The sequence below is a fragment of the Streptococcus mitis genome, assembly GCF_000960025.1.
Taxonomy (GTDB): domain Bacteria; phylum Bacillota; class Bacilli; order Lactobacillales; family Streptococcaceae; genus Streptococcus; species Streptococcus mitis_DH.
The window spans coordinates 876,961-901,753 of record NZ_JYGQ01000001.1 but is presented as its reverse complement, the minus strand read 5'-3'; the positions used below and the strand labels follow the sequence as shown (position 1 = coordinate 901,753).

Genomic DNA, 24,793 nt, shown 5'->3' with positions numbered 1-24,793 from the left:
CTAGAGAAAAGAGAAGATTATGTCAAATTATGCCATTATTTTAGCAGCGGGTAAAGGGACTCGCATGAAATCTGATTTGCCAAAAGTTTTGCACAAGGTTGCGGGTATTTCTATGTTGGAACATGTTTTCCGTAGTGTGGGAGCTATCCAACCCGAAAAGACAGTAACCGTTGTAGGACACAAGGCGGAATTGGTTGAAGAGGTCTTGGCTGGACAGACAGAATTTGTGACTCAATCTGAACAGTTAGGGACTGGTCATGCAGTTATGATGACAGAGCCTATCCTAGAAGGTTTGTCAGGTCACACCTTGGTCATTGCAGGAGATACTCCTTTAATCACTGGTGAAAGCTTGAAAAACTTGATTGATTTCCACATCAATCATAAAAATGTGGCTACTATCTTGACTGCTGAAACGGATAATCCTTTTGGCTATGGACGAATTGTGCGTAATGACAATGCTGAAGTTCTTCGCATTGTTGAGCAGAAGGATGCTACAGATTTTGAAAAGCAAATCAAGGAAATCAACACTGGAACTTACGTTTTTGATAACGAGCGTTTGTTTGAGGCTTTGAAAAATATCAATACCAATAACGCTCAAGGCGAATACTATATTACAGATGTCATTGGCATTTTCCGTGAAGCTGGTGAAAAAGTTGGCGCTTATACTTTGAAAGATTTTGATGAGAGTCTTGGAGTAAATGACCGTGTAGCACTTGCGACAGCTGAGTCGGTTATGCGTCGTCGCATCAATCACCAACACATGGTCAATGGTGTTAGCTTTGTCAATCCAGAAGCAACTTATATCGATATTGATATTGAGATTGCTCCTGAAGTTCAAATCGAAGCCAATGTTACCTTGAAAGGGCAAACGAAAATTGGTGCTGAGACTATTTTGACAAACGGTACTTATGTAGTGGATAGCACTATTGGAGCAGGAGCTGTTATTACTAACTCTATGATTGAAGAAAGTAGTGTTGCTGATGGAGTGACAGTCGGACCTTATGCCCACATTCGTCCAGGTTCATCTCTAGGTGCCCAAGTCCATATTGGTAACTTTGTTGAGGTGAAAGGTTCTTCTATCGGCGAGAATACCAAGGCTGGTCATTTGACTTATATCGGAAACTGTGAAGTGGGTAGCAAGGTTAATTTCGGTGCTGGAACTATTACAGTCAACTATGATGGAAAAAACAAATACAAGACAGTCATCGGTAACAATGTCTTTGTTGGTTCAAATTCAACCATTATTGCCCCAGTTGAATTAGGTGACAATTCCCTCGTTGGTGCTGGTTCAACTATAACTAAAGACGTGCCAGCAGATGCGATTGCGATTGGTCGTGGACGTCAGGTCAATAAAGACGAATATGCAACACGCCTTCCTCATCATCCTAATAATCAGTAGGAGTCTGTCATGGAATTTGAAGAAAAAACGCTTAGCCGAAAAGAAATCTATCAAGGACCAATTTTTAAACTGGTCCAAGATCAGGTTGAATTACCAGAAGGTAAGGGAATTGCCCAACGTGATTTGATTTTCCACAATGGGGCTGTCTGTGTTTTAGCAGTAACGGATGAACAAAAACTCATCTTGGTCAAGCAGTACCGCAAAGCTATCGAGGCTGTCTCTTACGAAATTCCAGCCGGAAAGTTGGAAGTAGGAGAAAATACAGACCCTGTTGCAGCAGCTCTTCGTGAATTAGAGGAAGAAACAGCCTACACAGGGAAATTAGAACTTTTGTATGACTTTTATTCAGCCATTGGCTTTTGTAATGAAAAATTAAAACTATACCGAGCAAGCGATTTGACGAAAGTGGAAAATCCGCGTCCGCAGGATGAAGATGAGACCTTGGAAGTCCTTGAAGTGAGCTTAGAAGAAGCCAAGGAATTGATCCAATCAGGTCATATCTGTGATGCCAAGACAATTATGGCTGTTCAGTATTGGGAATTGCAGAAAAAATAGAGGAGGTCAGTATGGGTAAACCTTTATTAACGGATGAAATGATTGAAAGGGCTAATAGAGGCGAAAAAATTTCAGGTCCTCCTTTGCTAGATGATGAGGAGACAAAAATTTTACCAACCTCTTCTTCCCGTTTTGGTTATGCCAATCCTAAGGATCATGGTTTTAGCCAGGAAACCTTGAAGATTCAGGTCGAACCGTCTATTCATAAAAGCCGTCGCATTGAAAATACCAAGAGAAATGTCTTCAATTCTAAATTGAATAAAATCTTATTTGCAGTCATCTTTCTCTTGATTTTGCTTGTCTTAGCAATGAAACTTTTGTAATAGAAAAGGAATTGAAATGAAAATAGGAATTATTGCAGCTATGCCAGAAGAACTAGCTTATTTGGTCCAGCATTTAGACAATGCCCAAGAGCAAGTTGTTTTGGGGAATACCTATCATACAGGCACCATTGCCTCTCATGAAGTCGTTCTTGTAGAAAGTGGAATTGGTAAGGTCATGTCTGCTATGAGTGTGGCGATTTTGGCTGATCATTTCCAAGTGGATGCTCTAATTAATACGGGATCAGCTGGGGCCGTCGCAGAAGGTATTGCTGTTGGGGATGTTGTGATTGCTGACAAATTAGCCTATCATGATGTGGATGTCACAGCTTTTGGCTATGCTTATGGACAAATGGCGCAACAACCGCTTTATTTCGAATCAGATAAAACCTTTGTTGCCAAAATCCAAGAGAGTTTATCTCAATTGGACCAAAACTGGCATCTTGGTTTGATTGCTACAGGAGATAGTTTTGTCGCAGGAAATGACAAGATAGAAGCGATTAAGTCCCATTTTCCAGAAGTTTTAGCAGTTGAGATGGAGGGGGCAGCTATTGCTCAGGCAGCGCATGCCCTTAATCTTCCAGTTTTAGTCATTCGAGCTATGAGTGACAATGCCAACCATGAAGCAAACATCTCTTTTGATGAGTTTATTATCGAAGCTGGACGTCGCTCTGCTCAAGTCTTATTAGCCTTTTTGAAGGCCTTAAATTAAGCGAAAATTTGACAGTTTTTCTAGCTTATGATAAGATTTAAGTAAAGAAAAGCTAGAAAACGTTTCAGAGGATATTATGAGTATTGAAATGACCGTCAGTGAGATTGCAGAGGTCTTAGGATTATCTCGCCAAGCAATCAATAACCGTGTCAAAGAATTACCAGAAGAAGACACAGATAAAAATGACAAAGGGGTAACAGTCGTTACCAGAAGTGGTTTGATTAAGCTAGAAGAAATCTATAAAAAAACGATTTTTGAAGATGAGCCTGTCAGTGAAGATGTCAAGCAACGTGAACTGATGGAGATTCTGGTTGATGAGAAGAATGCAGAAATTCTTCGTCTTTATGAACAATTAAAAGCCAAGGATCGTCAGTTATCAGAAAAAGACGAGCAGATGCGTATCAAAGACCGTCAGATTGCTGAGAAAGACAAACAACTCGATCAGCAGCAACAATTGACTCTTCAAGCAATGAAGGATCAAGAAAATCTTAAGCTAGAGCTGGACCAAGCAAAAGAAGAAGTCCAATCCACTAAGAAAGGCTTTTTTGCTCGTTTATTTGGAGGATAATCAAGGAGCTGTTTAGGTTAAATGCTAACCTGATGGCTTCTTTTGTTTCTAAATAGTATAGTTGCTCAAGTAATACTCAATGAAAATCAAAGAGCAAACTAGGAAACTAGCCGTAGGCTGTACTTGAGTACGGCAAGGCGACGTTGACATGGTTTGAATTAGTATAAAATAACAGTATAGGAGAGGTATAGAATGGAACGATTAGAAGATTACATTGCTTTTGATTTAGAATTTAATCAGCATGAAGGGCAAACACACTTGATTCAAGTATCGGCAGTACGTTTTAGAGATGGCCAGGAAATCGATGCCTATGATTCCTATGTCCACACTAGTGTGCCTCTAAAGAGTTTTATCAATGGTTTGACTGGGATTACGGCTGAGACCTTAAAAGATGCTCCTCCAGTGGAGAAAGTCATAAAAGATTTCCAAGAGTTTGTGGGTTTTTTACCCATGGTTGGATACAATGCTGCTAAAAGTGATCTACCTATTTTAGCGGATCATGGTTTAGACTACAGCCTGCAGTATAAGGTGGATTTGTATGATGAAGCCTTTGAACGTCGGAGTTCGGATTTACATGGTATTGCCAATCTTAAATTGCAAACCGTTGCCTCGTTTCTTGGATTTCAAGGTCAGTCTCATAATAGCCTAGAGGATGCTCGTATGACGGCGCGTGTTTACGAGTCCTTTCTAGAGTCAGACCAGGCTAGAGAATTGTTAGGGGCAGAAAGTAGCCTCTCGAACAATCCTTTTGGGGGCTTGGACTTGTCTCAATTATTTGACTAGGAGTGCCTATGAAACCTGAAAAACCTAAAAATCTAGGTTTTAAGCAGATATACTTTAATCTAGATAAAATACTCTTTCTTTTTTTCTTGACTTTCATGATGATTGAGTTTGTCTGGTTACCATCAAATTCTTGGATTGCTGGACTTTTGCTCCGTCAGACAGGTTATCTCTTTCTATCTTACAACAATATTTTTGCCATTATAACGGGTTCGCCATTTGTTAGTCTTGCTTTATTTATTCTGGTAATCGTTAATTTACTGATTGCCTATTACCAGATAGGACTTCTCTTTATCGGAGCCCGGCACCTCCTCTATCATGAAAAGAGAACTTTGCTGGAGTACAGTCGTAAGGTCTTTCGCCAAAGTTTCTTGTTTATGAAGCAAGTGACGCTTTCAAAGATAGCCTTTATCTTCTTTTATGTCATGATGCTCTTTCCATTGATTCGAAAGATTTTAAAGATTTATTACCTCAATAAAATCGTCATTCCGGACTTTATCGTTGATTATGTGGAAGACAAGTATTGGCTAGTAGGTATAGTGGTTATTATTTTGGCTTTACTTCTGTTTTACATTTCAGTGCGTTTCATGTTTGCCCTACCTCAGCTTTTATTTGAGAAAAAAACAGTCAAAGAAGCAGTCAGATACAGTCTAGAGAAGACAAGAAGGCACTCCTGGTTTTATACTTGGAACTTGCTTTGGATTGTCGTCAAAACCTACCTATTTTTTATCCTTTTATTGATTCCAATATTAGTAAGTCAGGTGCTGATGGATGGTTTGACCCATAAGGAATCTCTTGTGCTGGGAATTATCAACTTTGTTTTAATCAAGAATTTCCACTATATGGCATTGACTTACTTTCTCATTAAGTTTGTTTCCTTCTTAACAGGAGAAGAACTAGAAATCACACCAAGGAGAAAGAAAGACCACTGGATGAGATGGGGAGTGATGGGATGTGCAGCTATCTTTTTCGCTCTTGAGGGATATGTTTATTTAGAAGCTCCAGTTGCTAATAAACCTTTGATTATCTCTCACAGGGGAGTATCTAATAAGAATGGTGTGCAAAATACCGTCCAATCACTAGAAAAAACCGCTCAGTTATCTCCAGACTTCGTTGAGACGGATGTTCAGGAAACAAAAGATGGTCAGTTTGTCATGATGCATGATGCCAATATCAAGAATCTGACAGGAGTTAATGCCAATCCTCAGGATCTCACTTTGGAAGAATTAACCAAACTCGATATTTCAGAAAATGGCTATCATAGCAAGGTGTCTAGTTTTGATGACTATCTCAATAAAGCTAATGAATTGCATCAAAAACTCCTCATTGAGATTAAAACCAGTCGAAAAGATAGTCCAGATATGATGAAACGCTTTATGGAAAAATATGGAACGATTCTTAAGCAGAATGGTCACCAAATGCAGTCCTTGGACTACCATGTGATTGATCAGGTATTGTCCTATGATTCACAAATCCCAGTTTATTTCATCCTACCTTACAATAGTATTTTTCCAAGAACCAAGGCCACAGGTTATACTATGGAGTATTCAACCTTGGATGAAAATTTTGTCAACAAGCTTTGGAATACCGATCAGAAATTGTACGTGTGGACCATCAATAGTTCAGAGTCCTTTGATAAATCTGTTCATTTGGGTGCAGACGGCATGATAACGGATGACTTGGAAATGATTCAAGATCAGGTCACCATTGCCCAAGAAGACCCAGAGTATACGGATTTACTGTTCAAACAGGCCATGGAATTCTTTAATTTTTAGTAAGCAAAAAGAGGAACAGTTGTTCCTCCCATGATAGGCAAGTATTCTCTTGAATGCTTGTTTTTCTTATGCTTAGAATGGCAATTTTCCAGCGAAAGCACCTAATTTTTTCTTGGTAGTTTCATCGATTTGTTCAAGAGCAGAGTTGATAGCTTGAACAGTCATATCTGAAAGAGTTTCAAGGTCTTCTGGGTCAACAACAGCTGGATTGAAGTCAATGCTGACAACTTTTTTGTCACCAGTTAAGGTCGCTTGAACAAGGTCTTGAGCAGATTTACCAACAAATTGCATAGCAGCAAGTTCTGCTTGACTTTGTTCCATCTGTTTTTGAAGTTTTTGTGCTTGGTGCATCATGTTTTGCATGTTCATCATGGTGATTTATAGTTTCCTTTTATCTTATTTTCCTTTTTATTTTATCAATTTTGGGGTTAAAAGTCTAATCTTTTTCTGAGAGAATCTAAGAATTGTGCTTGGCAGTGGAAAATAAAAGTAGACTTTCTGCGAAACAAAATATGATACAATAAAACTATTAATTATGAAGTAAGTAAACAATTAACTGATGCACGATTTAAGCGCCTTGTTGGTGTTCAGCCCACTACTTTTGAAGAGATGTTAGCTGTGTTAAAAACATTTTATCAACTTAAACACGCAAAAGGTGGACGAACCTCTAAGTTAAGCCTAGAAGACCTCCTCATGGCTACTCTTCAATACATGCGAGAATACCGCACTTATGAACAAATTACGGCTGATTTTGGCATTCACGAAAGCTACTTAATCCGTCGGAGTCAATGGGTTGAAGCAACTCTTATTCAAAGTGGCTTTACGATTTCAAAAACTCATCTTAGTACTGAGGATACGGTGATTGTGGATGCAACAGAGGTAAAAATCAATCGTCCTAAAAAATCAACTAGCCAATTATTCTGGTAAAAAGAAATGTCATGCTATGAAGGCTCAGGCGATTGTCACAAGCCAAGGGAGAATTGTTTCTTTGGATATTGCAGTGAACTATTGCCATGATATGAAGTGGTTCAAAATGAGTCGCAGAAATATCGGACAAGCTGGTAAAATCTTGGCAGACAGTGGTTATCAAGGGATCATGAAGATGTATTCACAAGCGCAAATTCCGAGGAAATCAAGCAAACTTAAGCCACTAACTCTTGAAGATAAATCCTATAATCATGTGCTATCTAAAGAGAGAATCAAGGTTGAGAATATTTTGGCCAAAGTAAAAACGTTTAAAATGTTTTCAACAACCTATCGAAATCGACGTAAACGATTTGGATTACGAATGAATTTGATTGCTGGAATTATCAACTGTGAACTAGAATTCTAGTTTCGCAGGAAGTCTAATAAAAAACTTTGTACTCTAGAAACCATCTCGTGGCTAGCTAGAGTGCAAAGTTTTTTTAACTATCATGCTTTCCTTAAGAATCATTTTAAAATGTGATATAATAAGAATAAATTGGAAATAGGAAATTATTTTCATTATATTTTCAAAACCCCATTAATAAAATAGGCAAAGACAAGATTAGAAAGTGAATATTCCGATGTCTTCTTACAAAAAGGTCTCTCTTTCTGAGATCAATCAATCTATTGAAACTCCGAATAACAATCATTTTTGGCAGAATCTAAAAGCATTTTTAGGGCCTGGAGCTCTTGTAGCAGTTGGTTATATGGATCCCGGAAACTGGATTACCAGTGTGGTTGGAGGTGCTTCCTATAAGTATAGTCTCTTATTTGTTATTTTGATTTCATCCATCATCGCCATGCAGCTACAACAGATGGCTGGAAAGCTAGGTATCGTGACGAGGATGGATTTAGCGCAGGCAACAGCTCATCATGCCCCCAAGTGGCTCCGTTATAGTCTATGGGTGATTTTAGAATTAGCTTTAATGGCGACAGATTTGGCTGAGGTTATAGGTTCAGCAATTGCCTTAAATCTTTTGTTTAAAATACCGATTATGGTCGCGATACTTCTAACCGTTTTAGATGTATTTCTTTTGCTTTTGTTGATGAAATTTGGGTTCAAGAAGATTGAATCTATTGTTACAACCCTTATCTTAACCATATTAGGTATCTTTTCTTATCTGGTTGCTTTATCTAATCCAAGTATGCAGGGGATTTTTGGTGGCTATTTACCGACTTCGACTTTATTTGAAAGTCCCTTGCCAGGACATGAGAGTCAACTGACTTTGGCTTTAGGGATTGTGGGAGCAACAGTCATGCCCCATAATCTCTATCTCCATTCATCCCTATCTCAAACAAGAAAAATCAACCATAAGGATAAGAAAGATATACGAAAAGCTGTCCGTTTTATGACCTGGGACTCAAATCTTCAGTTGTCCCTAGCCTTTGTTGTCAATTCCTTGCTTCTTATTTTAGGGGCCTCCCTCTTTTTTGGCCATGCGTCTGAAATTTCAGCTTTCTCTCAAATGTATAATGCTTTACAGGATTCGACAATAGCAGGAGCGATAGCCAGCTCAACTCTGTCAACTTTGTTTGCTTTAGCTCTCTTAGCAAGTGGTCAAAATTCGACCATTACAGGAACTTTGACAGGACAGATTGTTATGGAAGGTTTCTTGCATATGAAATTACCACAGTGGATTATTCGTGTCGGAACACGGATTTTTGCCTTGCTCCCTGTGATGATAGTCGCTGTCTTGTTTGGGCATCAAGAAAAGACCTTAGATCAGTTATTGGTCTATTCACAGGTCTTTCTTTCAATCGCTCTTCCATTCTCAATTTTTCCCTTAATTTATCTGACTTCTAAGAAGTCAGTGATGGGAGAATTTACCAATGCCAAGTGGAATACAATCCTAGGCTACGTAGTTTCAATCATCTTGACCATTCTCAATATCAAGCTTCTTTTCGATATTTTTTAACCCCGTTTGAAATCAATTATAGTGTCAGCGTGATGGTTGACAAATAGCAAGTAGTAGTGATTGGTTCATAAAAAGAAGAAAAAAAGAACAGTTGAAACTGTTCTTTTTTATCATTATTTGAGACCGTATTTTTTGTTGAAACGATCCACGCGTCCATCTGCTTGAGTGAACTTTTGACGTCCAGTGTAGAATGGGTGTGAGTCTGATGAAATTTCCACACGGATCAATGGGTAAGTTTCGCCTTCGAACTCAACTGTTTCGTTAGAGCGTTTTGTTGAACCGCTAAGGAATTGGTAACCAGTAGTTGTGTCCATGAAGACAACTGGGCGATATTCTGGATGGATATCTTTTTTCATTTTGCAATATTTCCTTTCTGCCATGGTCTCTTTGCGAGCCATAGATTGTTACCATACTAGTCTATCAGATTCTGAAAAGTTTGGCAAGTATTTTATCAGTTTTTAAGCAAGTTTTTTAACTTTTGGTAGATGATTTCGTTTTCCTCTAGGCTATAGGAATTAGCACCACTTGCTAGAGGGTGGCCTCCACCATCATGTTCCTTGGCGATTTCATTGATAGGATGGATTTTACTGCGTAAGCGAACACGGTAGTGGCCATCAGCCTGCTCCACAAAAATTCCCCAGAGACTCACACTGTCAATGCGTCCAGGTGCACCGACAATAGCTGCAGTTTCAGCATCGGTAACATTGAATTGTTTTAAGATTTTCTGACTCAGGGTAACGCGAGCAGCACCATTTTCATCCACTTCCAGATGGTCGTAGATGTAGCCTTGAAGTTTTGCAATTTTGTAACTCATAGTGTCCATTTTGCGAGTGAGAGCCGCAAAGTCAAAGTTATGTTCTCTCAAATAAGCAGCAAGGCGAAGAGTCCGTGCAGTGGTAGAAGGGTAGAGGAAGCGACCTGTATCACCAACAATACCTGCAAAGAGCAACTCAGCAGCGTGATCGGAAAAGGCCAGTTGGGTTGTTTGGGCAAATAGGGTAATCATCTCACTAGCGCTGCTTGAACTAGTATCCACCCAAGATAGGTCACCATATACATCATCATTTGGATGGTGGTCAATCTTAATGAGAAAATCACCTTGACTATAGCGCTTATCATCGATACGAGCAGTATTGGCCGTATCACAGACGATGACAAGTGCGCCTTGGTAGGCACTATCTTCAACAAGATCCATCTCAGCCATCCAAGTAAGAGTTGGTTCATCAAAACCAACGGTTTTGATGGTTTTTTCTGGGAAATGATGTTTGAGAAGAGCTTTCAATCCCACCTGACTTCCCAAGGCATCAGGATCTGGTTTCATATGACGGTGAATGATAATCGTGTCGTATTCTTTGATTTTTTCTAAAATTTGATGGCAAATGTCCATAAATAACCTCAATTCTTTCTCATTTCATTGTAGCACAAGAATTTTTATTTTTAAAATGAAAAAGATGTGATATAATGGAGAAAGATAAATTGAGGAGGACGATATGGCATTAGCAAAAATTGTATTTGCCAGTATGACCGGTAATACCGAAGAAATTGCAGATATTGTAGCAGACAAATTACGCGACTTGGGCTTGGATGTCGATGTTGATGAATGTACAACTGTTGACGCTTCAGACTTCTTGGAAGCAGACATCGCTATCGTTGCAACCTATACTTATGGTGATGGAGAATTGCCAGATGAGATGATGGACTTCTACGAAGACCTAGCTGACCTCAACTTGAATGGCAAAATCTACGGAGTGGTCGGATCAGGAGATACCTTCTACGATGAATTCTGTAAGGCTGTCGATGACTTTGACCGCGTTTTTGTAGCGACAGGGGCAGAAAAAGGTTCAGAGTGTGTCAAAGTTGATCTCTCTGCTGAGGAAGAAGACATTGAACGCTTGGAACAATTCGCAGAAGAATTGGCTGCTAAAGTAGGATAAGCATAAAACTGCGCTGATGTAATCAATCAGTGCATTTTTCTTATCGTGACTTGGGATTTTACTAGCCTATTTGGTGGCTTTTTGATACAATAATTCAAATAAAGGAGGAGACTGTATGGATTTAGATAGTATTCGTCAAGAAATTGATCAAATTAACGATCAAATTGTCAAACTGTTAGAAGAACGAATGCATTTAGTTGAAGGGGTTGTCGCTTATAAGAAGACTTCAGGGAAACCGATTTTAGATACCAAGAGAGAAGCAATTATCTTTGAAAAGGTTAGGAGTCGTGTAGAGGACAAGCGCTATCAGGAGACTATTGTAGCGACTTTTTCGGACATACTCAAACGTTCGCGTGATTATCAGGATCAAAATATCAAATGAAAAAAGAACAATTTTATCCGCTAGGGATTTTTCTAGCTGCTATGTTGGGCGGACTTGTCCGCTACCTAGTTTCCACTTGGTTACCAGCCAGTCCTGACTTTCCTTGGGGAACCCTTCTTGTCAACTATCTAGGTATTTTCTGCTTGGTTTATCTTGTTAAGGGCTATCTGGTCTATAAGGGAACCAGTAAAGGCGTTATTTTAGCACTGGGTACAGGTTTTTGCGGAGGTTTAACAACCTTTTCTAGTCTCATGCTTGATGCTGTGAAACTACTTGATACAGGGCGTTATCTTAGTTTAGTTATGTATTTGCTTTTGAGCATCGGTGGAGGACTGCTTTTAGCTTACTATTTAGGGAGGAAGAGATGGTAATCGTCTATCTTACAATTGCTTGTGGTTTCGGAGCTTTAGTGCGCTATTTCTTTTCCCGCTATAATCAAGCATCTAAATTGCCCCTCGGAACGCTTATAGCCAATCTTTTGGGTTGTTTTTTGATTGGATTATTTTACAATCATGTGGAGTCCAAGGAAGTTTATGCTATTCTAGCGACAGGATTTTGTGGAGGTCTGACGACTTTTTCGACCTTGAATGACGAACTCCAAAGACTGTTAAGCGATAAGAAGGTATTTTATAGCTATCTAGCCTTAACCTACCTAGGTGGTTTGATTGCGATTTTTTTAGGAATTCTGCTATAAATTTCTTTACTTTTTTGTGGAAATTTGGTAAACTGTATCTTGTGTGTAATGGACGCACAAAAATACAGTTTATCCGCTGAGGAAGGTTCCTCAAGATTGACAAAGATAGGAGAATAAAATGAATCCATTAATCCAAAGCTTGACTGAAGGTCAACTTCGTACAGATATCCCATCATTCCGTCCTGGTGACACTGTTCGTGTACACGCGAAAGTTGTCGAAGGTAACCGTGAACGTATCCAGATTTTTGAAGGTGTTGTTATCGCACGTAAAGGTGCTGGTATCTCAGAAAACTACACAGTTCGTAAAATCTCTAACGGTGTAGGTGTTGAGCGTATCTTCCCAATCCACACTCCACGTGTTGAAAAAATCGAAGTTGTTCGTTACGGTAAAGTACGTCGTGCGAAATTGTACTACTTGCGTGCTCTTCAAGGTAAAGCAGCTCGTATCAAAGAAATCCGTCGTTAATTCGACTAAAAAACTCTGCTTCTTCAGCAGAGTTTTTATCTAGCTCCCTTAGTTCAATGGATATAACAACTCCCTCCTAAGGAGTAGTTGCAGGTTCGATTCCTGCAGGGGGCAGTAAATCAATCAAAAAGCACTGAATGGTCAGTGTTTTTTCTTGTCCAAAAATGAAAACCATTTCAGATGAAAACGGAGGTGTGGTATAATAGTAGAAAGTATATATACTTTTCTAATCGGGTTTCTATCGTTCTAATAGGATAGAATTAAGTATTACAATCTAAGCTTTGGAGAAGGATTATTATTACTTGTTCTTTTTAATACTCACTTTAAGAAAGATTCTATTTTTATGATAAAAAAATTTGCTTTAATACTAATTTCTTTTTTTACAATCCTGTTATTTTTCATTGGACCAACTCACGCAGATCTAGTGATACCAGATAGGCCTTCTAATGGTATTTATGATCCAAACCATTATTTATCAGAGGTTGTTTCAGATAAAATAATAGAATTAAATGGTAAATCGGATACTCAAATTGGTATTTATATTGTTGAGAGTTTGAATAGTGAATCTATAGAAAAGTCAGCCAATACGATTGCCAGATCTTGGAAAATTGGCTATTCGGATTCAAATAAGGGTGCATTATTATTGATTGCTATAAAAGATAGAAAGTTTCGTATTGAGACTTCTAATAACCTAGCTACTATATTGACTGATACAAAAGCTAGGGAAATCTTAGATGCCTCTCGTGATAAGATGCGAGCCAAAGACTATGATGGAGCTGTGATTGATATAATCCAAAACATATCCAATCAAGATTATGACTTAGCTGATGCACCTGTAGTAGAGAGAAATTATTTTTATGAAGTCCCTAAAGCTATATGGGAACTAGTAGTAGAAATTCTTGATCATTTCGGTGTAATTTTTATGATTTCTTTTGTGGTACTTTTTCTTACAGAAGGTAGGGTTTCGGGTAGGAAACGGAGATCTAATAAATTCTATTATGGTAAGGATAAATTATACCCTGATGATAAAGATTTTATAAATGATGGTTCTTGGTCACAAAAAGCATTAACAGCTTACCATATTAAAAATTCAGATGAGTATCATAATGAGAGTAGTAGTGATTCCTCATCGCCTTGGTCGAGTGATGATTGGTCGAGTGATGATTGGTCAGGTGGTGGTTTTGATGCTGGTGGATCATCAAGTGATTGGTCAGGTGGTGGTTTTGATGCTGGTGGATCATCAAGTGATTGGTAATTTAGCTTATTTCATAGTGAGTTACCTACCTTGATCATTTAAAAAAATGATGGTATAGAAAATTCTTGATTTGGAAAAAACCGCTCAGCTGAGCGGTTTTCGTCTATTCATACCCTTTTACAGTACCCATGTACGGATGGCATGGGCAACGCCGGATTCATCGTTAGATTTAGTTATGTATTTGGCGATTTTTTTGATTTCTGGATTTCCATTTTCCATGACAACTGGATTGCCAACGACTTCCAGCATGGCACGGTCATTTTCTTCGTCACCGATCGCCATGGTTTCATCTTTGGTCAATCCTAGTTTTTCAGCTAAGTGAGTGATGGCTGAACCCTTATCTACATTCTTTTTAAGGAGTTCGAGGTAGAAAGGAGCCGATTTGTTGATGGAGTAGCGTTCGTAAAATTCTGCTGGGATTTTTTCAATGGCAGCATCGAGAATCTCAGGTTCATCGATGAACATACATTTAACGATTTCCTTGTCAGCCATTTCTTCAGGGGTGCGGTAGAAGATAGGCATGCTGACGAGGGTTGATTCGTGCACAGTGTATTTTCCGATATTGCGATTTGCAGTGTAGATACCATCCTTAGTAATAGCATGCATGTGAACACCGAGCTTGCGACTGAGGAATTCCATATCCAGATAATCCTCATAGGTTAAGGATTCGCTGATAATCTCATGTCCAGTAGCAGTTTCTTGGACAAGGGCACCGTTGAAGGTCACCACATAGTCACCCTCGTCTCTCAACTGCAAGTCGTCCAGAAGTTTGGCAACACCTGCGATAGGGCGGCCAGTTGCAATTACGACTTTGACACCAGCTTCTTTGGCATCTTGGATGGCAGAAAAGACTTTAGGAGTGATTTCCTTTTGGCTATTGACTAGGGTTCCGTCGATATCAACGGCAATTAGTTTAATACTCATAAATTTCCTCTTCTAGTTTTTATTTGGGGTAAAATGATCGTTCTCAATCAAGTGTAAAAATTGCTGGGTGATGCTTGCGAAGATGCTGTTTTGATCCAACATTTCTTTTGGGAAATAGAAACGATTATCTCCGTGGCGACTGCCAGCAAGAGATTGGACGATAGGAGACAGGCTAGAGAGTTCGGCCAGTTCTCCATTTTTTTGTAAAATCTCAATCTGTGTCCTTGGATTTTCAGATTCGGGACGATAGATATCATAAGGGAGGTCAAAATTCTTATGAATGGCAGTGTAGTAGTCGGGATCAAAGCCAATGTCCTCAACCAATTTTCTCATGCTGGCGAGTTGGTCTTGGTCTTCTTGTGAAAAAGTAATGGATTTAAAGACCTTGCGGTTGACAAAGCGCTGTGATAAGTCTGCTAAAATCTTGTCAGGACTGGTCATCCAGAGCTGGAAGTAGGTATTCATCACACCATCATCCAGAGCAAGATAGTCAGACAAGGTCACATTTTTTTCAAAGAATGGCAGGAGGTGTGGGGAAGTTCGTGCAAAGAAGTCTTTGTCCTCAGGATAGAGTTCCTTGGCGCGTTTGAGGAGATTCTGTAGGAGAACTTCCATGGCGCGTGTTGCTGGGTGGAAATAAACCTGCATGTACATCTGGTAGCGACTGAGGACGTAGTCTTCGATAGCATGCATGCCATTGCGCTGAAAGGCGATACCATTTGCGACAGGGCGAATGACTCGGAGGATGCGAGTCAGGTCAAATTCCCCATAGGATGCTCCAGTAAAATAGGAGTCGCGCAAGAGATAGTCCATGCGGTCCGCATCAATCTGGCTAGAAATGAGTTGCACGACCTGCTTGTTAGGATAGGTATGGTCGATGACACTGGCTACCTTTTCTGGAAAATCTGGCGCCACTTGTAGCAGAACTTGGTGAATCTCTGTCTCAGGACTTTGGATGATTTCCTGAGTAATGGCCTCATGATCTGTATCAAAGAGATGTTCAAAAGTATGGGAGTAAGCACCATGCCCAAGGTCATGTAGGAGAGCAGCGGTCATGGTCAAGAGAGACTCAGCAGGATCCCATTCTTCAGGATATTTTTCTTCAAAAATCTCCGTGATACGTCGTGCAATTTCATAGACTCCTAGACAATGGGAGAAGCGACTGTGTTCTCCACCGTGGAAGGTATAACTGGAAGTTCCCAGTTGCTTGATACGGCGCAAACGTTGAAATTCTTTTGTATTAATCAAGTCATAGATGATTTGATTATTGACATGGATGTAGTTGTGAACTGGGTCACGGAATACTTTTTCGTTCATATGACCATTATAGCAAAAAGCTAGAGTTTTTGGTAAAATAGTAGGACAAGAGACAAGAAAGAGGACTTGATGTGAAGATTCGGATGCGAAATACGATTCAGTTTGATGAGCAGTTGGAAGTGATTGACCAGCTTTATGATGTAGAAGTGCATGAAAAGGGAGATTATAGCTACCTGCTTTTTTATAATGAGGAAAAGGAAAAAGTAGTTATTAAATTTCATGGTCAAGAACTGGTGATGAGCCGTTTTTCCAATCCCAAGACCATTATGCGCTTTTTAAAGGATAGTGATAGTTTAGCCTATATTCCCACACCTATGGGTATGCAGGAGTTTATCATCCAAACGAGCCATTATCAAGTTGATGGGCAAAAGATTGAACTAGATTATCAACTACAAAATCAAGAAGGACATCCCTTTGCCAGCTATCAATTGGAAATTACTTGGGGCTAGGCTCATGTCTTTTTCAAATTTAGCTAGCTATCTTCTTGGATTGGCTTCCTAGTGTGGTAGATTAGGCTAATTTTTGGTATAATAAAAGTTATGGAAATTGAAAAAACCAATCGTATGAATGCGCTCTTTGAATTTTATGCGGCGCTTTTGACAGATAAGCAAATGAATTATATCGAGCTATACTACGCTGATGATTACAGCCTTGCTGAAATTGCCGAGGAGTTCGGTGTCAGTCGTCAGGCTGTCTATGATAATATCAAGCGGACGGAAAAGATTCTGGAAGATTATGAGATGAAATTGCACATGTACTCGGACTACATTGTCCGCAGTCAAATTTTTGACCAGATTTTGGAGCGCTATCCCAAGGATGACTTTCTGCAGGAGCAGATAGAAATTTTAACAAGCATTGATAATAGAGAATAAGAGGAAGAAAAATGGCATTTGAAAGTTTAACAGAACGTTTGCAGAACGTCTTTAAAAATTTACGTAAAAAAGGAAAAATCTCTGAATCTGATGTCCAAGAGGCAACCAAAGAAATTCGCTTGGCCTTGCTTGAGGCCGACGTTGCCTTGCCTGTTGTAAAGGACTTTATCAAGAAAGTTCGTGAGCGTGCAGTAGGGCATGAGGTCATTGATACACTTAATCCTGCGCAACAAATTATTAAAATCGTTGATGAGGAATTGACGGCTGTTTTGGGTTCTGATACGGCAGAGATTATCAAGTCACCTAAGATTCCTACAATCATCATGATGGTCGGTTTGCAAGGGGCTGGTAAAACAACCTTTGCTGGTAAATTGGCTAACAAACTCAAGAAAGAAGAAAATGCTCGTCCTTTGATGATTGCGGCGGATATTTATCGTCCTGCTGCCATTGACCAGCTTAAGACCTTGGGGCAACAGATTGATGTGCCTGTCTTTGCACTTGGAACAGAAGTACCAGCTGTTGAAATTGTACGTCAAGGTTTGGAGCAAGCCCAAACTAATCATAACGACTATGTCTTGATTGATACTGCGGGTCGTTTGCAGATTGATGAGCTTTTGATGAATGAACTTCGTGACGTGAAAGCACTAGCTCAACCAAACGAAATTCTCCTCGTGGTTGATGCCATGATTGGTCAAGAAGCGGCCAATGTTGCGCGTGAGTTTAATGCTCAGTTGGAAGTGACTGGGGTCATCCTTACCAAGATTGATGGCGATACTCGTGGTGGTGCGGCTCTATCTGTTCGTCACATTACCGGAAAACCAATCAAGTTCACTGGTACAGGTGAAAAGATTACGGACATTGAGACCTTCCACCCAGACCGTATGTCAAGCCGTATCCTTGGCATGGGGGATATGCTCACTCTGATTGAGAAAGCTTCTCAGGAATACGATGAGCAAAAAGCCCTTGAAATGGCTGAGAAGATGCGTGAAAACACCTTTGATTTCAATGATTTCATTGATCAGTTGGATCAGGTGCAAAACATGGGGCCGATGGAAGACTTGCTCAAGATGATTCCAGGTATGGCCAATAATCCAGCACTTCAAAACATGAAGGTGGATGAACGCCAGATTGCTCGCAAACGTGCCATTGTGTCTTCAATGACACCTGAAGAACGTGAAAATCCAGATTTGTTAAATCCGAGCCGTCGCCGTCGTATCGCAGCTGGTTCTGGAAATACCTTTGTCGAAGTCAATAAATTTATCAAGGACTTTAACCAGGCTAAACAGCTCATGCAAGGTGTCATGTCTGGAGATATGAACAAAATGATGAAGCAAATGGGAATCAATCCAAACAACCTTCCTAAAAATATGCCAAATATGGGAGGAATGGATATGTCTGCCCTTGAAGGAATGATGGGACAAGGCGGTATGCCTGACCTGTCAGCTCTCGGAGGAGCAGGAATGCCAGATATGAGCCAGCTGTTTGGTGGCGGACTCAAAGGTAAAATCGGTGAATTTGCTATGAAACAGTCCATGAAACGCATGGCTAACAAAATGAAGAAAGCGAAGAAAAAACGCAAGTAAGACAAGGGAAGGCCACAGGGCTTTCCTTTTTTAGAAAGAAGAAAAATGAGCACTTCCGTAATTGGAAATGCTCGTTTTTTGATGTGTTTAGACTCTTAATCTTTATTTTCGTATGGTAAGATCAAGTTCAAGATGATTCCTGTCATGGCTGATAGGGCAGTACCTGAAAGGGTAACTGGACCAAGTTTAAGGATAGCTCCTCCAAGTCCAAGTACCAACATAGCACTTGCGATGATTAGGTTACGCATTTGACTGAAGTCTACACGTTCTTTGATCAAGACTTTCAAACCATTACTTGCGATAACTCCGTAGAGAAGGATTGACATACCACCAAGTACAGCATTTGGAATGGTTGAAATCAAGGCAGTGAATTTACCAAGGAAGCTAAGGGCAATCGCGATGAAGGCAGCGTTACGGATAACTGAGACAGAAGCGATACGAGTCATACCGATAACCCCTGTATTTTCTCCATAAGTTGTATTGGCTGGTCCACCAAGGAAGGCAGAAACTGAAGTTGCGATACCGTCACCAAGAAGAGTACGGTGAAGACCTGGTTCTTTCAAGAATTGACGGCCACAGATTTGACCCAAAACAGTATGGTCTCCGATATGTTCAGAAATTGTTACGATAGCGATTGGCAAGATAGCGATGGTTTCTGGACCGAAGTAAAGATTGTATTCTTTAAAGGCACCGCCTGTATTAAATGGCAAGTAGAAACCAGGAATCTCGAACCAGTTGGCTTTAAGAACTGGTGTAAAGTCAACCAAGCCAAGTGTTAGTGCGAAGAGGTAACCACCGATAATGGCAAAGAGGAATGGAATGATTCGTAGGAAGCCTTTTCCTTTTGTATTGATAAAGGCAGCAATCAAGAAAGTAACAACTGCTACAAGAGCATTTTTCCAATTCCCGTCAGCTACAAGACCAGCATTGGTAACAGCTGAACCTGCAAGTCCCAGACCGATAACGATAATCATAGGTCCGATGATGATTGGTGGCAAGAGTTTATCAATCCATTTTGTACCTGCAAAACGAACACCTGCAGCCACAAGGACATAGACCAAACCAGTCAAGATAACTCCTGTTTGAGCAGCAGATACATCACCACCCATTTCTTTCATAGCCAGTGACATTGCTGTGATAAAGGCAAAAGAAGAACCTAGATAAACTGGAACTTTAAATCCAGTTGAAATCATATAGATGAGTGTCCCGACACCTGAAGCAAAAAGGGCAACAGATACAGGCATTCCCAAAATCAAGGGTACCAAGATGGTCGCACCGAACATGGCGAAAACGTGTTGGAAACTAAGGAGAATTCCTTTTCCAGCCGAAGGACGTTGGTCAACGTCTAGTAACAAATCAACAGTTGATTCTTGTTTCATATAAACCTCACTTTTGGGCATCAAAAAAGAGCCCATTATTTTACAGCAATAGGCCCTCAGAGTAAGACTTCTCTAAAATCTAGACTTTAAAGAGTTTCAAGTATTTCTGCGTCTTCGTCACCTCACGGGATGACATTAAAAACCTTTGCTTGTGATAGTATAGCAGAAATTCCGAACTTTGTAAACATTTTTTACTAAAAAATTTAAAGCGGGCGTTTGTTGGGCATGCCAGCCTTTCTTGGATATTTATTTGGTGTTTCTTTTTTCTTTTCTACCACTGTGATGTAACGTGGATCTCCATTTGGTAGGGCGTAGCTGAGATTGTCTTCTACTTTACTAAAAAGGAGGTTGAGGGCATTCTTAGCTTCTAATAATTCCTCAGGAGCATTGCTAGCCTTGAGTGCCAATAGTTTTCCGCCAACTTTAAGGTAGGGAATAGTTAATTCAGATAGGACTTGCATACGGGCAACCGCACGAGCTGTTACAAAATCATATTGAGCACGGAAGTTTTTGTCTTGGGCAAAATCTTCGGCACGTCCATGGTAGAAATGAACATCGTCTAAATCCAGTTCCTGAGCCAAAAGTTTGAGGAAGTTGATGCGCTTGTTGAGAGAATCAATGATAGTTACATTTAACTGAGGATAGAGGATTTTCATTGGTAGACTAGGAAATCCTGCCCCAGCTCCAATATCAAGAAGTTTGATATTGGAGCTGGGAATCAAATCTTGAAGAATGGGTGCAATCGAATCGTAAAAATGTTTGAGATAAACTTCCTCCTTGTCTATAATAGCTGTTAAATTAATTTTTTCATTCCACTCGATCAAGAGTTCAAAATAACGTTCAAATTGTTTTTTTTGCTGGTCCGAAAGTGGAAGATTCTGATCGGCAAGCAGGTTGTAAAATGTTTCTGGTTTCATAGTTATTTCCTTCTTTAGTATCATCTTATTTTACCACAATCATTAAAAATTTGATATACTGGTACTAATCTAAAAGCAGAAAGGAATTATATCATGACTTGGATTATTCTTGGAGTTTTGGCTCTTGTTGTTATTTTTGTGATTGTTAGCTATAACGGTTTGGTTAAGAATCGTATGCAAACAAAGGAGGCTTGGAGCCAAATTGATGTTCAGTTGAAACGTCGAAATGACCTTTTGCCAAACTTGATTGAGACTGTAAAAGGTTATGCCAAATATGAAGGTTCTACCCTTGAAAAGGTGGCAGAACTACGTAACCAAGTGGCAGCAGCGACTTCACCAGCAGAAGCTATGAAAGCTAGTGATGCCCTTACTCGTCAGGTTTCAGGTATTTTTGCAGTTGCAGAAAGCTATCCAGATTTGAAAGCTAGTGCAAACTTTGTTAAATTGCAAGAGGAGTTGACAAACACAGAAAATAAAATTTCTTACTCTCGTCAACTCTACAACAGTGTTGTCAGCAACTACAATGTAAAATTAGAAACTTTCCCAAGCAATATTATCGCTGGGATGTTTGGATTTAAAGCAGCAGATTTCCTTCAAACACCAGAAGAGGAAAAGGCAGTTCCTAAAGTTGATTTTAGCGGTTTAGGTGACTAAGATGTTGTTTGATCAAATTGCAAGCAATAAACGAAAAACGTGGATTTTGTTGCTGGTATTTTTCCTACTCTTAGCTCTTGTTGGCTATGCAGTTGGTTACCTCTTTATGCGATCTGGGCTTGGTGGTTTGGTTATCGCACTGATTATCGGCTTTATCTATGCCTTGTCCATGATTTTTCAATCGACAGAGATCGTCATGTCCATGAATGGGGCGCGTGAGGTGGATGAGCAAACGGCACCAGACCTCTACCATGTAGTGGAAGATATGGCTATGGTGGCTCAGATTCCTATGCCTCGTGTTTTCATCATTGATGATCCAGCCTTAAATGCCTTTGCGACAGGTTCTAACCCTCAAAATGCGGCGGTTGCTGCGACGTCAGGTCTCCTAGCTATCATGAATCGTGAAGAACTAGAAGCTGTTATGGGACATGAAGTCAGTCATATTCGTAATTACGATATCCGCATTTCGACTATTGCTGTTGCCCTTGCTAGTGCTATCACCATGCTTTCTAGTATGGCAGGTCGTATGATGTGGTGGGGTGGCGCAGGTCGCAGACGAAGTGACGATGACCGAGATGGAAATGGTCTTGAAATCATTATGCTAGTGGTCTCCCTACTTGCAATTGTGCTGGCACCTCTCGCTGCAACCTTGGTGCAACTAGCTATTTCTCGTCAGAGGGAATTTCTAGCTGATGCTTCCAGTGTCGAGTTGACCCGCAATCCTCAAGGGATGATTAATGCTCTACGTAAGTTGGATAATAGTAAACCGATGAGTCGTCCTGTCGATGATGCCAGCAGTGCGCTTTATATCAATGATCCTAAGAAAGGTGGAGGGTTCCAAAAACTCTTTTATACCCACCCACCTATCTCAGAACGTATTGAACGTTTAAAACATATGTAAAATGAAGGCTGGGAAAAAGCCTTTAAAATCTGAAAAACGCATAATATCAGGTGTGAAAAAAACTTGATATTATGCGTTTTATTGTGGGAAGATTTACTTTCTCTTCTCCTAAAATTGTGTTTTTGCCCCACCTATCTGCTATGTTGCAAATTTATAAATTGTCTAAATTAACTACATCCAAACCGTGTTCTGTCAAGCGATAGATAGTCGAACAGACCTCTTTTAAGAAACGACGGTCATGCGAAACAGTGATGATACCGCCTGGATAGGTTGCAAAGAGTTTTCTAATTTCGGGTTGAGAAGTAGGTGAAAAGTTTCGTGTGGGTTCATCTAGCAGGAGAAAGTTTGGTTTGCGCAAGACTAAATCCAAAAGTAGGAGTTTACCCTGTTGTCCGCCAGATAAGGAGCGAATTTGATGCTGCATTTCTGGATAACTGAAATTGAGACTGGCTAAGTGAGATTGGATTTTCTGTAGTTCCTCTTTTTCCCCAGTTTTGCGGAGATAGGCTAGTGGTGATAAATCCAATTGCAGTTTTTTGTGGTAATCTTGTGGCATAAAACCAAGCGAAATTTCTATTTTGGCGCTAAGCAGTTGTTGAAACTTGGCTAACAGAGTCGATTTTCCAATACCATTTGGGCCGATAATACCGATTTTTTCTTGGCCACGGACAGTTAGTCGTAGTTCTTGAACCAAAACTCGGTCGCCAATGGACAAATTTTCTTTTTCCAGTTGGATTAAAACTTTAGAAGCAGGTAATGGTTGGATGTCTGAGAAGAAAAGTTTGATTTCTTCCTCTTCAAGTGGCTTTTGGATCATGGACTGAGCTGTCTTTTCAAAGCGTTTTTCTTGAGAGAGAACATTTTTCATCTTTTTAGCCAATAGGCGACCGGCAGTACTATCTTTAGTAGCTCGAAGGGCAGTTTCTACATTTTGCTTGACGCGCCGATGCTTTTCCATGGTTTTGTTATAGGCTCTTTGGTCGTTAGCAGCCTGCTGACTTTGTTTGATAAAATTAGCCTTTCTCTGGTCGCTATAGCTATCATAGTCTAAATGCTCTACTAGTGTTTCTGCTTCTTTACGGTGCTTGACCAGTCGCAAGTGGACAATAGTATCAGCCGTTTCAGAAAGAAAGTCTTCATCATGGGAAATAAAAATAACGGTTTGCCGAATCTTTCGAATCTGACTTTTTAGCCAATCAACCGTCTCAAGGTCTAGGTCATTTGAAGGTTCATCTAAAAATAGAATCTCAAAGGGTTTGGCTAACTCATGGATGAGCTGAATTTTCAAAGCTTCGCCCCCTGATAGACTGCCAATCTCTTGGTTGCTAGCGAAACGATTGCTATCAAAATGCAATTCCTCAGCCAAACGATAGAGGACACTGTAATCTAAATCAATAGTATCTAAAAAGAAGTAGTCGTGTAAAGTTTTCTTTTTTAGGTCCTCTGGGACTTTTTGAGGAATGTAGGCCAGTGACTGATAGTCAGATTGGATGTCACCCCTAATAGTGAAATCAGGCAAAGCTTCCCCCATTAAAGTTTTAAGCAAGGTTGATTTGCCATTTCCTTCTTCGCCAATAATAGCTACCTTTTCCCCGTCTTGGATAGTCATGTTTAAGTCTGCTACAAGGTCTCGTAAATCTTTGTTTTGAGTGATGGTCAGGTGATTGATTTTTATCATATGATTGCCCTTTCTAGAATGTCAATAGTGCATAACAAAAAGCTCTACTTTACCTAGTAGAGCCAAAGTCACTGTCAAAACTCTATTATCCTCGTTGAAAAACTCGTCAAACTAGCTTGGAGTTGCCTAACCCAACCCAAGAGGAGCATAGCTTTCTAGTTTTTTGATTTTCAATGGGGACAAGATAGTAGAAAATCTAGTATGAAAAGAGCACACAAAAAGAGACAAAAACAAGATCTACTAAATAAAGGTTCTTTATTTGATAGACTTAGTTGTTCATGTCTCCCTTACCTCCGAGTATTAGTACCTTTATCCTATACCTTTTAGGAAATTTTGTCAACAGAAAACCGACAATTCTAATCTCTAAAATCCGAAAACAGGTCCATAAAGAGTCAGTACGTGTTTGACATGCTCGTAATGGAACTTGTCATAGTTGCGCCAAGCGTTACGTGCTTGATCGTTTAGTTTTAGGCTCCCGAGGCCTATCAGAAGACTGGTACGTTGGTAAAATTTCTCAAGGTCGATTAAAATACTGTTGTTCAACTTTTCCGCTTTTTTGAGCTCTTTTATAGTAGTGTTTAGCAGCTCTTGTAGTCGAGTATCATCTGCAGTACCCTGTTTGCAGCTTTGGAAACTTTTATTTAACTCGGATAGGAGTTGGGTTGCATTAGTAATGAGTTCTTTGTCTTCCATGTGAGCATCCTCCTTGCTCTGATGTATTATTGCCTATAGTATAGCACTAAAAAACAAAAATGTCATAGTAAATATGTTAAAAAATCGAATTTTAATTACAAAGTTTGGTATGCTGATTTGTAGACTTTTCATGGTATAATCAAGAGAGTAAAT

Annotated in this window: 29 protein-coding genes and 1 tRNA gene; 21 read left to right on the top strand and 9 right to left on the bottom strand. The window is 39.8% G+C overall.

Annotated elements, in window-relative coordinates; genetic code table 11:
• The first annotated feature begins 19 nt into the window (after positions 1–19).
• From glmU to TZ91_RS04590, 7 genes are all read left to right on the top strand, one after another.
• The gene (gene glmU / locus TZ91_RS04620) at positions 20–1,399 is read left to right on the top strand and encodes a bifunctional UDP-N-acetylglucosamine diphosphorylase/glucosamine-1-phosphate N-acetyltransferase GlmU (protein WP_033687119.1); all 1,380 of its coding nucleotides are present in this window, start codon (positions 20–22) and stop codon (positions 1,397–1,399) included.
• A gap of 9 nt (positions 1,400–1,408) precedes the next feature.
• Positions 1,409–1,954, top strand: coding sequence for an NUDIX hydrolase (locus TZ91_RS04615; protein ID WP_033687118.1), 546 nt, complete (start codon positions 1,409–1,411; stop codon positions 1,952–1,954).
• 11 nt (positions 1,955–1,965) lie between these two features.
• Positions 1,966–2,277, top strand: coding sequence for a cell wall synthase accessory phosphoprotein MacP (macP, locus tag TZ91_RS04610; RefSeq protein WP_000517861.1), 312 nt, complete (start codon positions 1,966–1,968; stop codon positions 2,275–2,277).
• A 16-nt stretch (positions 2,278–2,293) separates the two neighbouring features.
• A complete protein-coding gene (locus TZ91_RS04605; protein ID WP_033687117.1) occupies positions 2,294–2,986 on the top strand; it encodes a 5'-methylthioadenosine/adenosylhomocysteine nucleosidase in 693 nt (230 codons plus the stop codon).
• Positions 2,987–3,062: 76 nt separating this feature from the next.
• Complete coding sequence (rocS, locus tag TZ91_RS04600) at positions 3,063–3,554, top strand: chromosome segregation protein RocS (protein ID WP_000021242.1); 492 nt, start codon at positions 3,063–3,065, stop codon at positions 3,552–3,554.
• Between the two features lie 192 nt (positions 3,555–3,746).
• Entirely contained in the window at positions 3,747–4,337 is a 591-nt protein-coding gene (locus tag TZ91_RS04595) for a 3'-5' exonuclease (protein ID WP_033687116.1), read from the top strand.
• An 8-nt stretch (positions 4,338–4,345) separates the two neighbouring features.
• Positions 4,346–6,109: a glycerophosphoryl diester phosphodiesterase membrane domain-containing protein gene (locus TZ91_RS04590; protein WP_033687115.1), complete on the top strand. Its 1,764-nt coding sequence runs from the start codon at positions 4,346–4,348 to the stop codon at positions 6,107–6,109.
• Between the two features lie 72 nt (positions 6,110–6,181).
• Here the strand turns inward: TZ91_RS04590 and TZ91_RS04585 are convergent, their stop codons facing one another.
• On the bottom strand, positions 6,182–6,481 hold the full coding sequence (locus TZ91_RS04585) for a YbaB/EbfC family nucleoid-associated protein (protein ID WP_033687114.1): 300 nt from the start codon (positions 6,479–6,481) through the stop codon (positions 6,182–6,184).
• 156 nt (positions 6,482–6,637) lie between these two features.
• Here TZ91_RS04585 and TZ91_RS10075 point away from each other — a divergent pair.
• Both TZ91_RS10075 and TZ91_RS04570 read left to right on the top strand, forming a co-directional pair.
• A protein-coding gene (locus TZ91_RS10075; RefSeq protein WP_152621705.1) for an IS5 family transposase occupies positions 6,638–7,442 on the top strand; the annotation gives its coding sequence in 2 pieces (ribosomal slippage) (positions 6,638–7,012 and positions 7,014–7,442; 804 coding nt in all).
• A 214-nt stretch (positions 7,443–7,656) separates the two neighbouring features.
• Positions 7,657–8,991: an Nramp family divalent metal transporter gene (locus tag TZ91_RS04570; protein ID WP_033687111.1), complete on the top strand. Its 1,335-nt coding sequence runs from the start codon at positions 7,657–7,659 to the stop codon at positions 8,989–8,991.
• Between the two features lie 113 nt (positions 8,992–9,104).
• Here TZ91_RS04570 and TZ91_RS04565 read toward each other — a convergent pair whose 3' ends face one another.
• Positions 9,105–9,347, bottom strand: a complete 243-nt coding sequence (locus TZ91_RS04565; protein WP_000710764.1) for a type B 50S ribosomal protein L31 — start codon at positions 9,345–9,347, stop codon at positions 9,105–9,107.
• A 95-nt stretch (positions 9,348–9,442) separates the two neighbouring features.
• Positions 9,443–10,378 (bottom strand): DHH family phosphoesterase, encoded by a 936-nt coding sequence (locus TZ91_RS04560; RefSeq protein WP_045597125.1) that lies wholly within the window; start codon positions 10,376–10,378, stop codon positions 9,443–9,445.
• A gap of 103 nt (positions 10,379–10,481) precedes the next feature.
• Here TZ91_RS04560 and TZ91_RS04555 point away from each other — a divergent pair, with 103 nt between their 5' ends.
• From TZ91_RS04555 to TZ91_RS04525, 7 genes are all read left to right on the top strand, one after another.
• On the top strand, positions 10,482–10,925 hold the full coding sequence (locus TZ91_RS04555; protein WP_001162125.1) for a flavodoxin: 444 nt from the start codon (positions 10,482–10,484) through the stop codon (positions 10,923–10,925).
• 115 nt (positions 10,926–11,040) lie between these two features.
• On the top strand, positions 11,041–11,307 hold the full coding sequence (locus TZ91_RS04550; protein ID WP_033687108.1) for a chorismate mutase: 267 nt from the start codon (positions 11,041–11,043) through the stop codon (positions 11,305–11,307).
• Positions 11,304–11,678: a fluoride efflux transporter CrcB gene (crcB, locus tag TZ91_RS04545; protein ID WP_033687106.1), complete on the top strand. Its 375-nt coding sequence runs from the start codon at positions 11,304–11,306 to the stop codon at positions 11,676–11,678. The genes TZ91_RS04550 and crcB (TZ91_RS04545) overlap by 4 nt, the downstream gene beginning before the upstream one ends.
• Positions 11,672–12,001: a fluoride efflux transporter CrcB gene (crcB, locus tag TZ91_RS04540; protein ID WP_033687105.1), complete on the top strand. Its 330-nt coding sequence runs from the start codon at positions 11,672–11,674 to the stop codon at positions 11,999–12,001. Before crcB (TZ91_RS04545) ends, crcB (TZ91_RS04540) begins: the two co-directional genes overlap by 7 nt.
• A 118-nt stretch (positions 12,002–12,119) precedes the next feature.
• Positions 12,120–12,467, top strand: a complete 348-nt coding sequence (gene rplS, locus TZ91_RS04535) for a 50S ribosomal protein L19 (protein WP_001068669.1) — start codon at positions 12,120–12,122, stop codon at positions 12,465–12,467.
• Between the two features lie 42 nt (positions 12,468–12,509).
• Positions 12,510–12,581: transfer RNA gene (locus TZ91_RS04530), tRNA-Arg, on the top strand.
• A gap of 229 nt (positions 12,582–12,810) precedes the next feature.
• Positions 12,811–13,722, top strand: coding sequence for a TPM domain-containing protein (locus TZ91_RS04525; protein ID WP_080702870.1), 912 nt, complete (start codon positions 12,811–12,813; stop codon positions 13,720–13,722).
• 117 nt (positions 13,723–13,839) lie between these two features.
• On the opposite strand, the gene yidA is transcribed toward TZ91_RS04525, so the two are convergent.
• Both yidA and TZ91_RS04515 read right to left on the bottom strand, forming a co-directional pair.
• Positions 13,840–14,646, bottom strand: a complete 807-nt coding sequence (gene yidA, locus TZ91_RS04520; protein ID WP_033687103.1) for a sugar-phosphatase — start codon at positions 14,644–14,646, stop codon at positions 13,840–13,842.
• Positions 14,647–14,658: 12 nt separating this feature from the next.
• Positions 14,659–15,963: an HD domain-containing protein gene (locus TZ91_RS04515; protein ID WP_045597122.1), complete on the bottom strand. Its 1,305-nt coding sequence runs from the start codon at positions 15,961–15,963 to the stop codon at positions 14,659–14,661.
• 71 nt (positions 15,964–16,034) lie between these two features.
• Here TZ91_RS04515 and TZ91_RS04510 point away from each other — a divergent pair, with 71 nt between their 5' ends.
• The 3 genes from TZ91_RS04510 to ffh all read left to right on the top strand — a co-directional run bounded on the left by TZ91_RS04510 (position 16,035) and on the right by ffh (position 18,418).
• Entirely contained in the window at positions 16,035–16,412 is a 378-nt protein-coding gene (locus TZ91_RS04510; RefSeq protein WP_004238036.1) for a YwiB family protein, read from the top strand.
• 90 nt (positions 16,413–16,502) lie between these two features.
• Positions 16,503–16,835, top strand: a complete 333-nt coding sequence (locus tag TZ91_RS04505) for a putative DNA-binding protein (protein WP_000402066.1) — start codon at positions 16,503–16,505, stop codon at positions 16,833–16,835.
• Positions 16,836–16,846: 11 nt separating this feature from the next.
• A complete protein-coding gene (gene ffh / locus TZ91_RS04500; RefSeq protein ID WP_033687102.1) occupies positions 16,847–18,418 on the top strand; it encodes a signal recognition particle protein in 1,572 nt (523 codons plus the stop codon).
• Positions 18,419–18,513: 95 nt separating this feature from the next.
• On the opposite strand, the gene TZ91_RS04495 is transcribed toward ffh, so the two are convergent.
• Together TZ91_RS04495 and rsmG are read right to left on the bottom strand one after the other, a co-directional pair.
• Positions 18,514–19,797 carry a uracil-xanthine permease family protein gene (locus TZ91_RS04495; protein WP_004241778.1) on the bottom strand — a complete coding sequence of 428 codons (1,284 nt, stop codon included), beginning with the start codon at positions 19,795–19,797 and terminating at the stop codon, positions 18,514–18,516.
• A gap of 203 nt (positions 19,798–20,000) precedes the next feature.
• On the bottom strand, positions 20,001–20,714 hold the full coding sequence (rsmG, locus tag TZ91_RS04490) for a 16S rRNA (guanine(527)-N(7))-methyltransferase RsmG (RefSeq protein ID WP_033687101.1): 714 nt from the start codon (positions 20,712–20,714) through the stop codon (positions 20,001–20,003).
• A 93-nt stretch (positions 20,715–20,807) separates the two neighbouring features.
• Between rsmG and TZ91_RS04485 the strand changes: the two genes are divergently transcribed.
• Both TZ91_RS04485 and htpX read left to right on the top strand, forming a co-directional pair.
• Entirely contained in the window at positions 20,808–21,368 is a 561-nt protein-coding gene (locus TZ91_RS04485) for a LemA family protein (protein ID WP_000219846.1), read from the top strand.
• A gap of 1 nt (position 21,369) precedes the next feature.
• Complete coding sequence (gene htpX / locus TZ91_RS04480) at positions 21,370–22,269, top strand: zinc metalloprotease HtpX (protein WP_033687100.1); 900 nt, start codon at positions 21,370–21,372, stop codon at positions 22,267–22,269.
• 151 nt (positions 22,270–22,420) lie between these two features.
• Here htpX and TZ91_RS04475 read toward each other — a convergent pair whose 3' ends face one another.
• Positions 22,421–23,947 carry an ATP-binding cassette domain-containing protein gene (locus tag TZ91_RS04475; protein WP_033687099.1) on the bottom strand — a complete coding sequence of 509 codons (1,527 nt, stop codon included), beginning with the start codon at positions 23,945–23,947 and terminating at the stop codon, positions 22,421–22,423.
• 363 nt (positions 23,948–24,310) lie between these two features.
• Positions 24,311–24,640 (bottom strand): hypothetical protein, encoded by a 330-nt coding sequence (locus TZ91_RS04470; protein WP_033687098.1) that lies wholly within the window; start codon positions 24,638–24,640, stop codon positions 24,311–24,313.
• Positions 24,641–24,793: the final 153 nt, after the last annotated feature.

Bases quoted from the DNA above. Each gene is read 5' to 3' on its own strand.
- TZ91_RS04565 (WP_000710764.1), bottom strand. From the start codon at position 9,347: ATGAAAAAAGATATCCATCCAGAATATCGCCCAGTTGTCTTCATGGAC.
- TZ91_RS04470 (WP_033687098.1), bottom strand. From the start codon at position 24,640: ATGGAAGACAAAGAACTCATTACTAATGCAACCCAACTCCTATCCGAG.
- rocS (WP_000021242.1), top strand. From the start codon at position 3,063: ATGAGTATTGAAATGACCGTCAGTGAGATTGCAGAGGTCTTAGGATTA.
- rsmG (WP_033687101.1), bottom strand. From the start codon at position 20,714: ATGAAACCAGAAACATTTTACAACCTGCTTGCCGATCAGAATCTTCCA.
- TZ91_RS04555 (WP_001162125.1), top strand. From the start codon at position 10,482: ATGGCATTAGCAAAAATTGTATTTGCCAGTATGACCGGTAATACCGAA.
- TZ91_RS04585 (WP_033687114.1), bottom strand. From the start codon at position 6,481: ATGATGAACATGCAAAACATGATGCACCAAGCACAAAAACTTCAAAAA.
- TZ91_RS04590 (WP_033687115.1), top strand. From the start codon at position 4,346: ATGAAACCTGAAAAACCTAAAAATCTAGGTTTTAAGCAGATATACTTT.
- TZ91_RS04485 (WP_000219846.1), top strand. From the start codon at position 20,808: ATGACTTGGATTATTCTTGGAGTTTTGGCTCTTGTTGTTATTTTTGTG.
- glmU (WP_033687119.1), top strand. From the start codon at position 20: ATGTCAAATTATGCCATTATTTTAGCAGCGGGTAAAGGGACTCGCATG.
- TZ91_RS04560 (WP_045597125.1), bottom strand. From the start codon at position 10,378: ATGGACATTTGCCATCAAATTTTAGAAAAAATCAAAGAATACGACACG.
- TZ91_RS04605 (WP_033687117.1), top strand. From the start codon at position 2,294: ATGAAAATAGGAATTATTGCAGCTATGCCAGAAGAACTAGCTTATTTG.
- htpX (WP_033687100.1), top strand. From the start codon at position 21,370: ATGTTGTTTGATCAAATTGCAAGCAATAAACGAAAAACGTGGATTTTG.
- TZ91_RS04495 (WP_004241778.1), bottom strand. From the start codon at position 19,797: ATGAAACAAGAATCAACTGTTGATTTGTTACTAGACGTTGACCAACGT.
- crcB (WP_033687106.1), top strand. From the start codon at position 11,304: ATGAAAAAAGAACAATTTTATCCGCTAGGGATTTTTCTAGCTGCTATG.
- TZ91_RS04595 (WP_033687116.1), top strand. From the start codon at position 3,747: ATGGAACGATTAGAAGATTACATTGCTTTTGATTTAGAATTTAATCAG.
- TZ91_RS04550 (WP_033687108.1), top strand. From the start codon at position 11,041: ATGGATTTAGATAGTATTCGTCAAGAAATTGATCAAATTAACGATCAA.
- macP (WP_000517861.1), top strand. From the start codon at position 1,966: ATGGGTAAACCTTTATTAACGGATGAAATGATTGAAAGGGCTAATAGA.
- TZ91_RS04505 (WP_000402066.1), top strand. From the start codon at position 16,503: ATGGAAATTGAAAAAACCAATCGTATGAATGCGCTCTTTGAATTTTAT.
- rplS (WP_001068669.1), top strand. From the start codon at position 12,120: ATGAATCCATTAATCCAAAGCTTGACTGAAGGTCAACTTCGTACAGAT.
- TZ91_RS04515 (WP_045597122.1), bottom strand. From the start codon at position 15,963: ATGAACGAAAAAGTATTCCGTGACCCAGTTCACAACTACATCCATGTC.
- TZ91_RS04615 (WP_033687118.1), top strand. From the start codon at position 1,409: ATGGAATTTGAAGAAAAAACGCTTAGCCGAAAAGAAATCTATCAAGGA.
- TZ91_RS04525 (WP_080702870.1), top strand. From the start codon at position 12,811: ATGATAAAAAAATTTGCTTTAATACTAATTTCTTTTTTTACAATCCTG.
- TZ91_RS04475 (WP_033687099.1), bottom strand. From the start codon at position 23,947: ATGATAAAAATCAATCACCTGACCATCACTCAAAACAAAGATTTACGA.
- crcB (WP_033687105.1), top strand. From the start codon at position 11,672: ATGGTAATCGTCTATCTTACAATTGCTTGTGGTTTCGGAGCTTTAGTG.
- yidA (WP_033687103.1), bottom strand. From the start codon at position 14,646: ATGAGTATTAAACTAATTGCCGTTGATATCGACGGAACCCTAGTCAAT.
- ffh (WP_033687102.1), top strand. From the start codon at position 16,847: ATGGCATTTGAAAGTTTAACAGAACGTTTGCAGAACGTCTTTAAAAAT.
- TZ91_RS04570 (WP_033687111.1), top strand. From the start codon at position 7,657: ATGTCTTCTTACAAAAAGGTCTCTCTTTCTGAGATCAATCAATCTATT.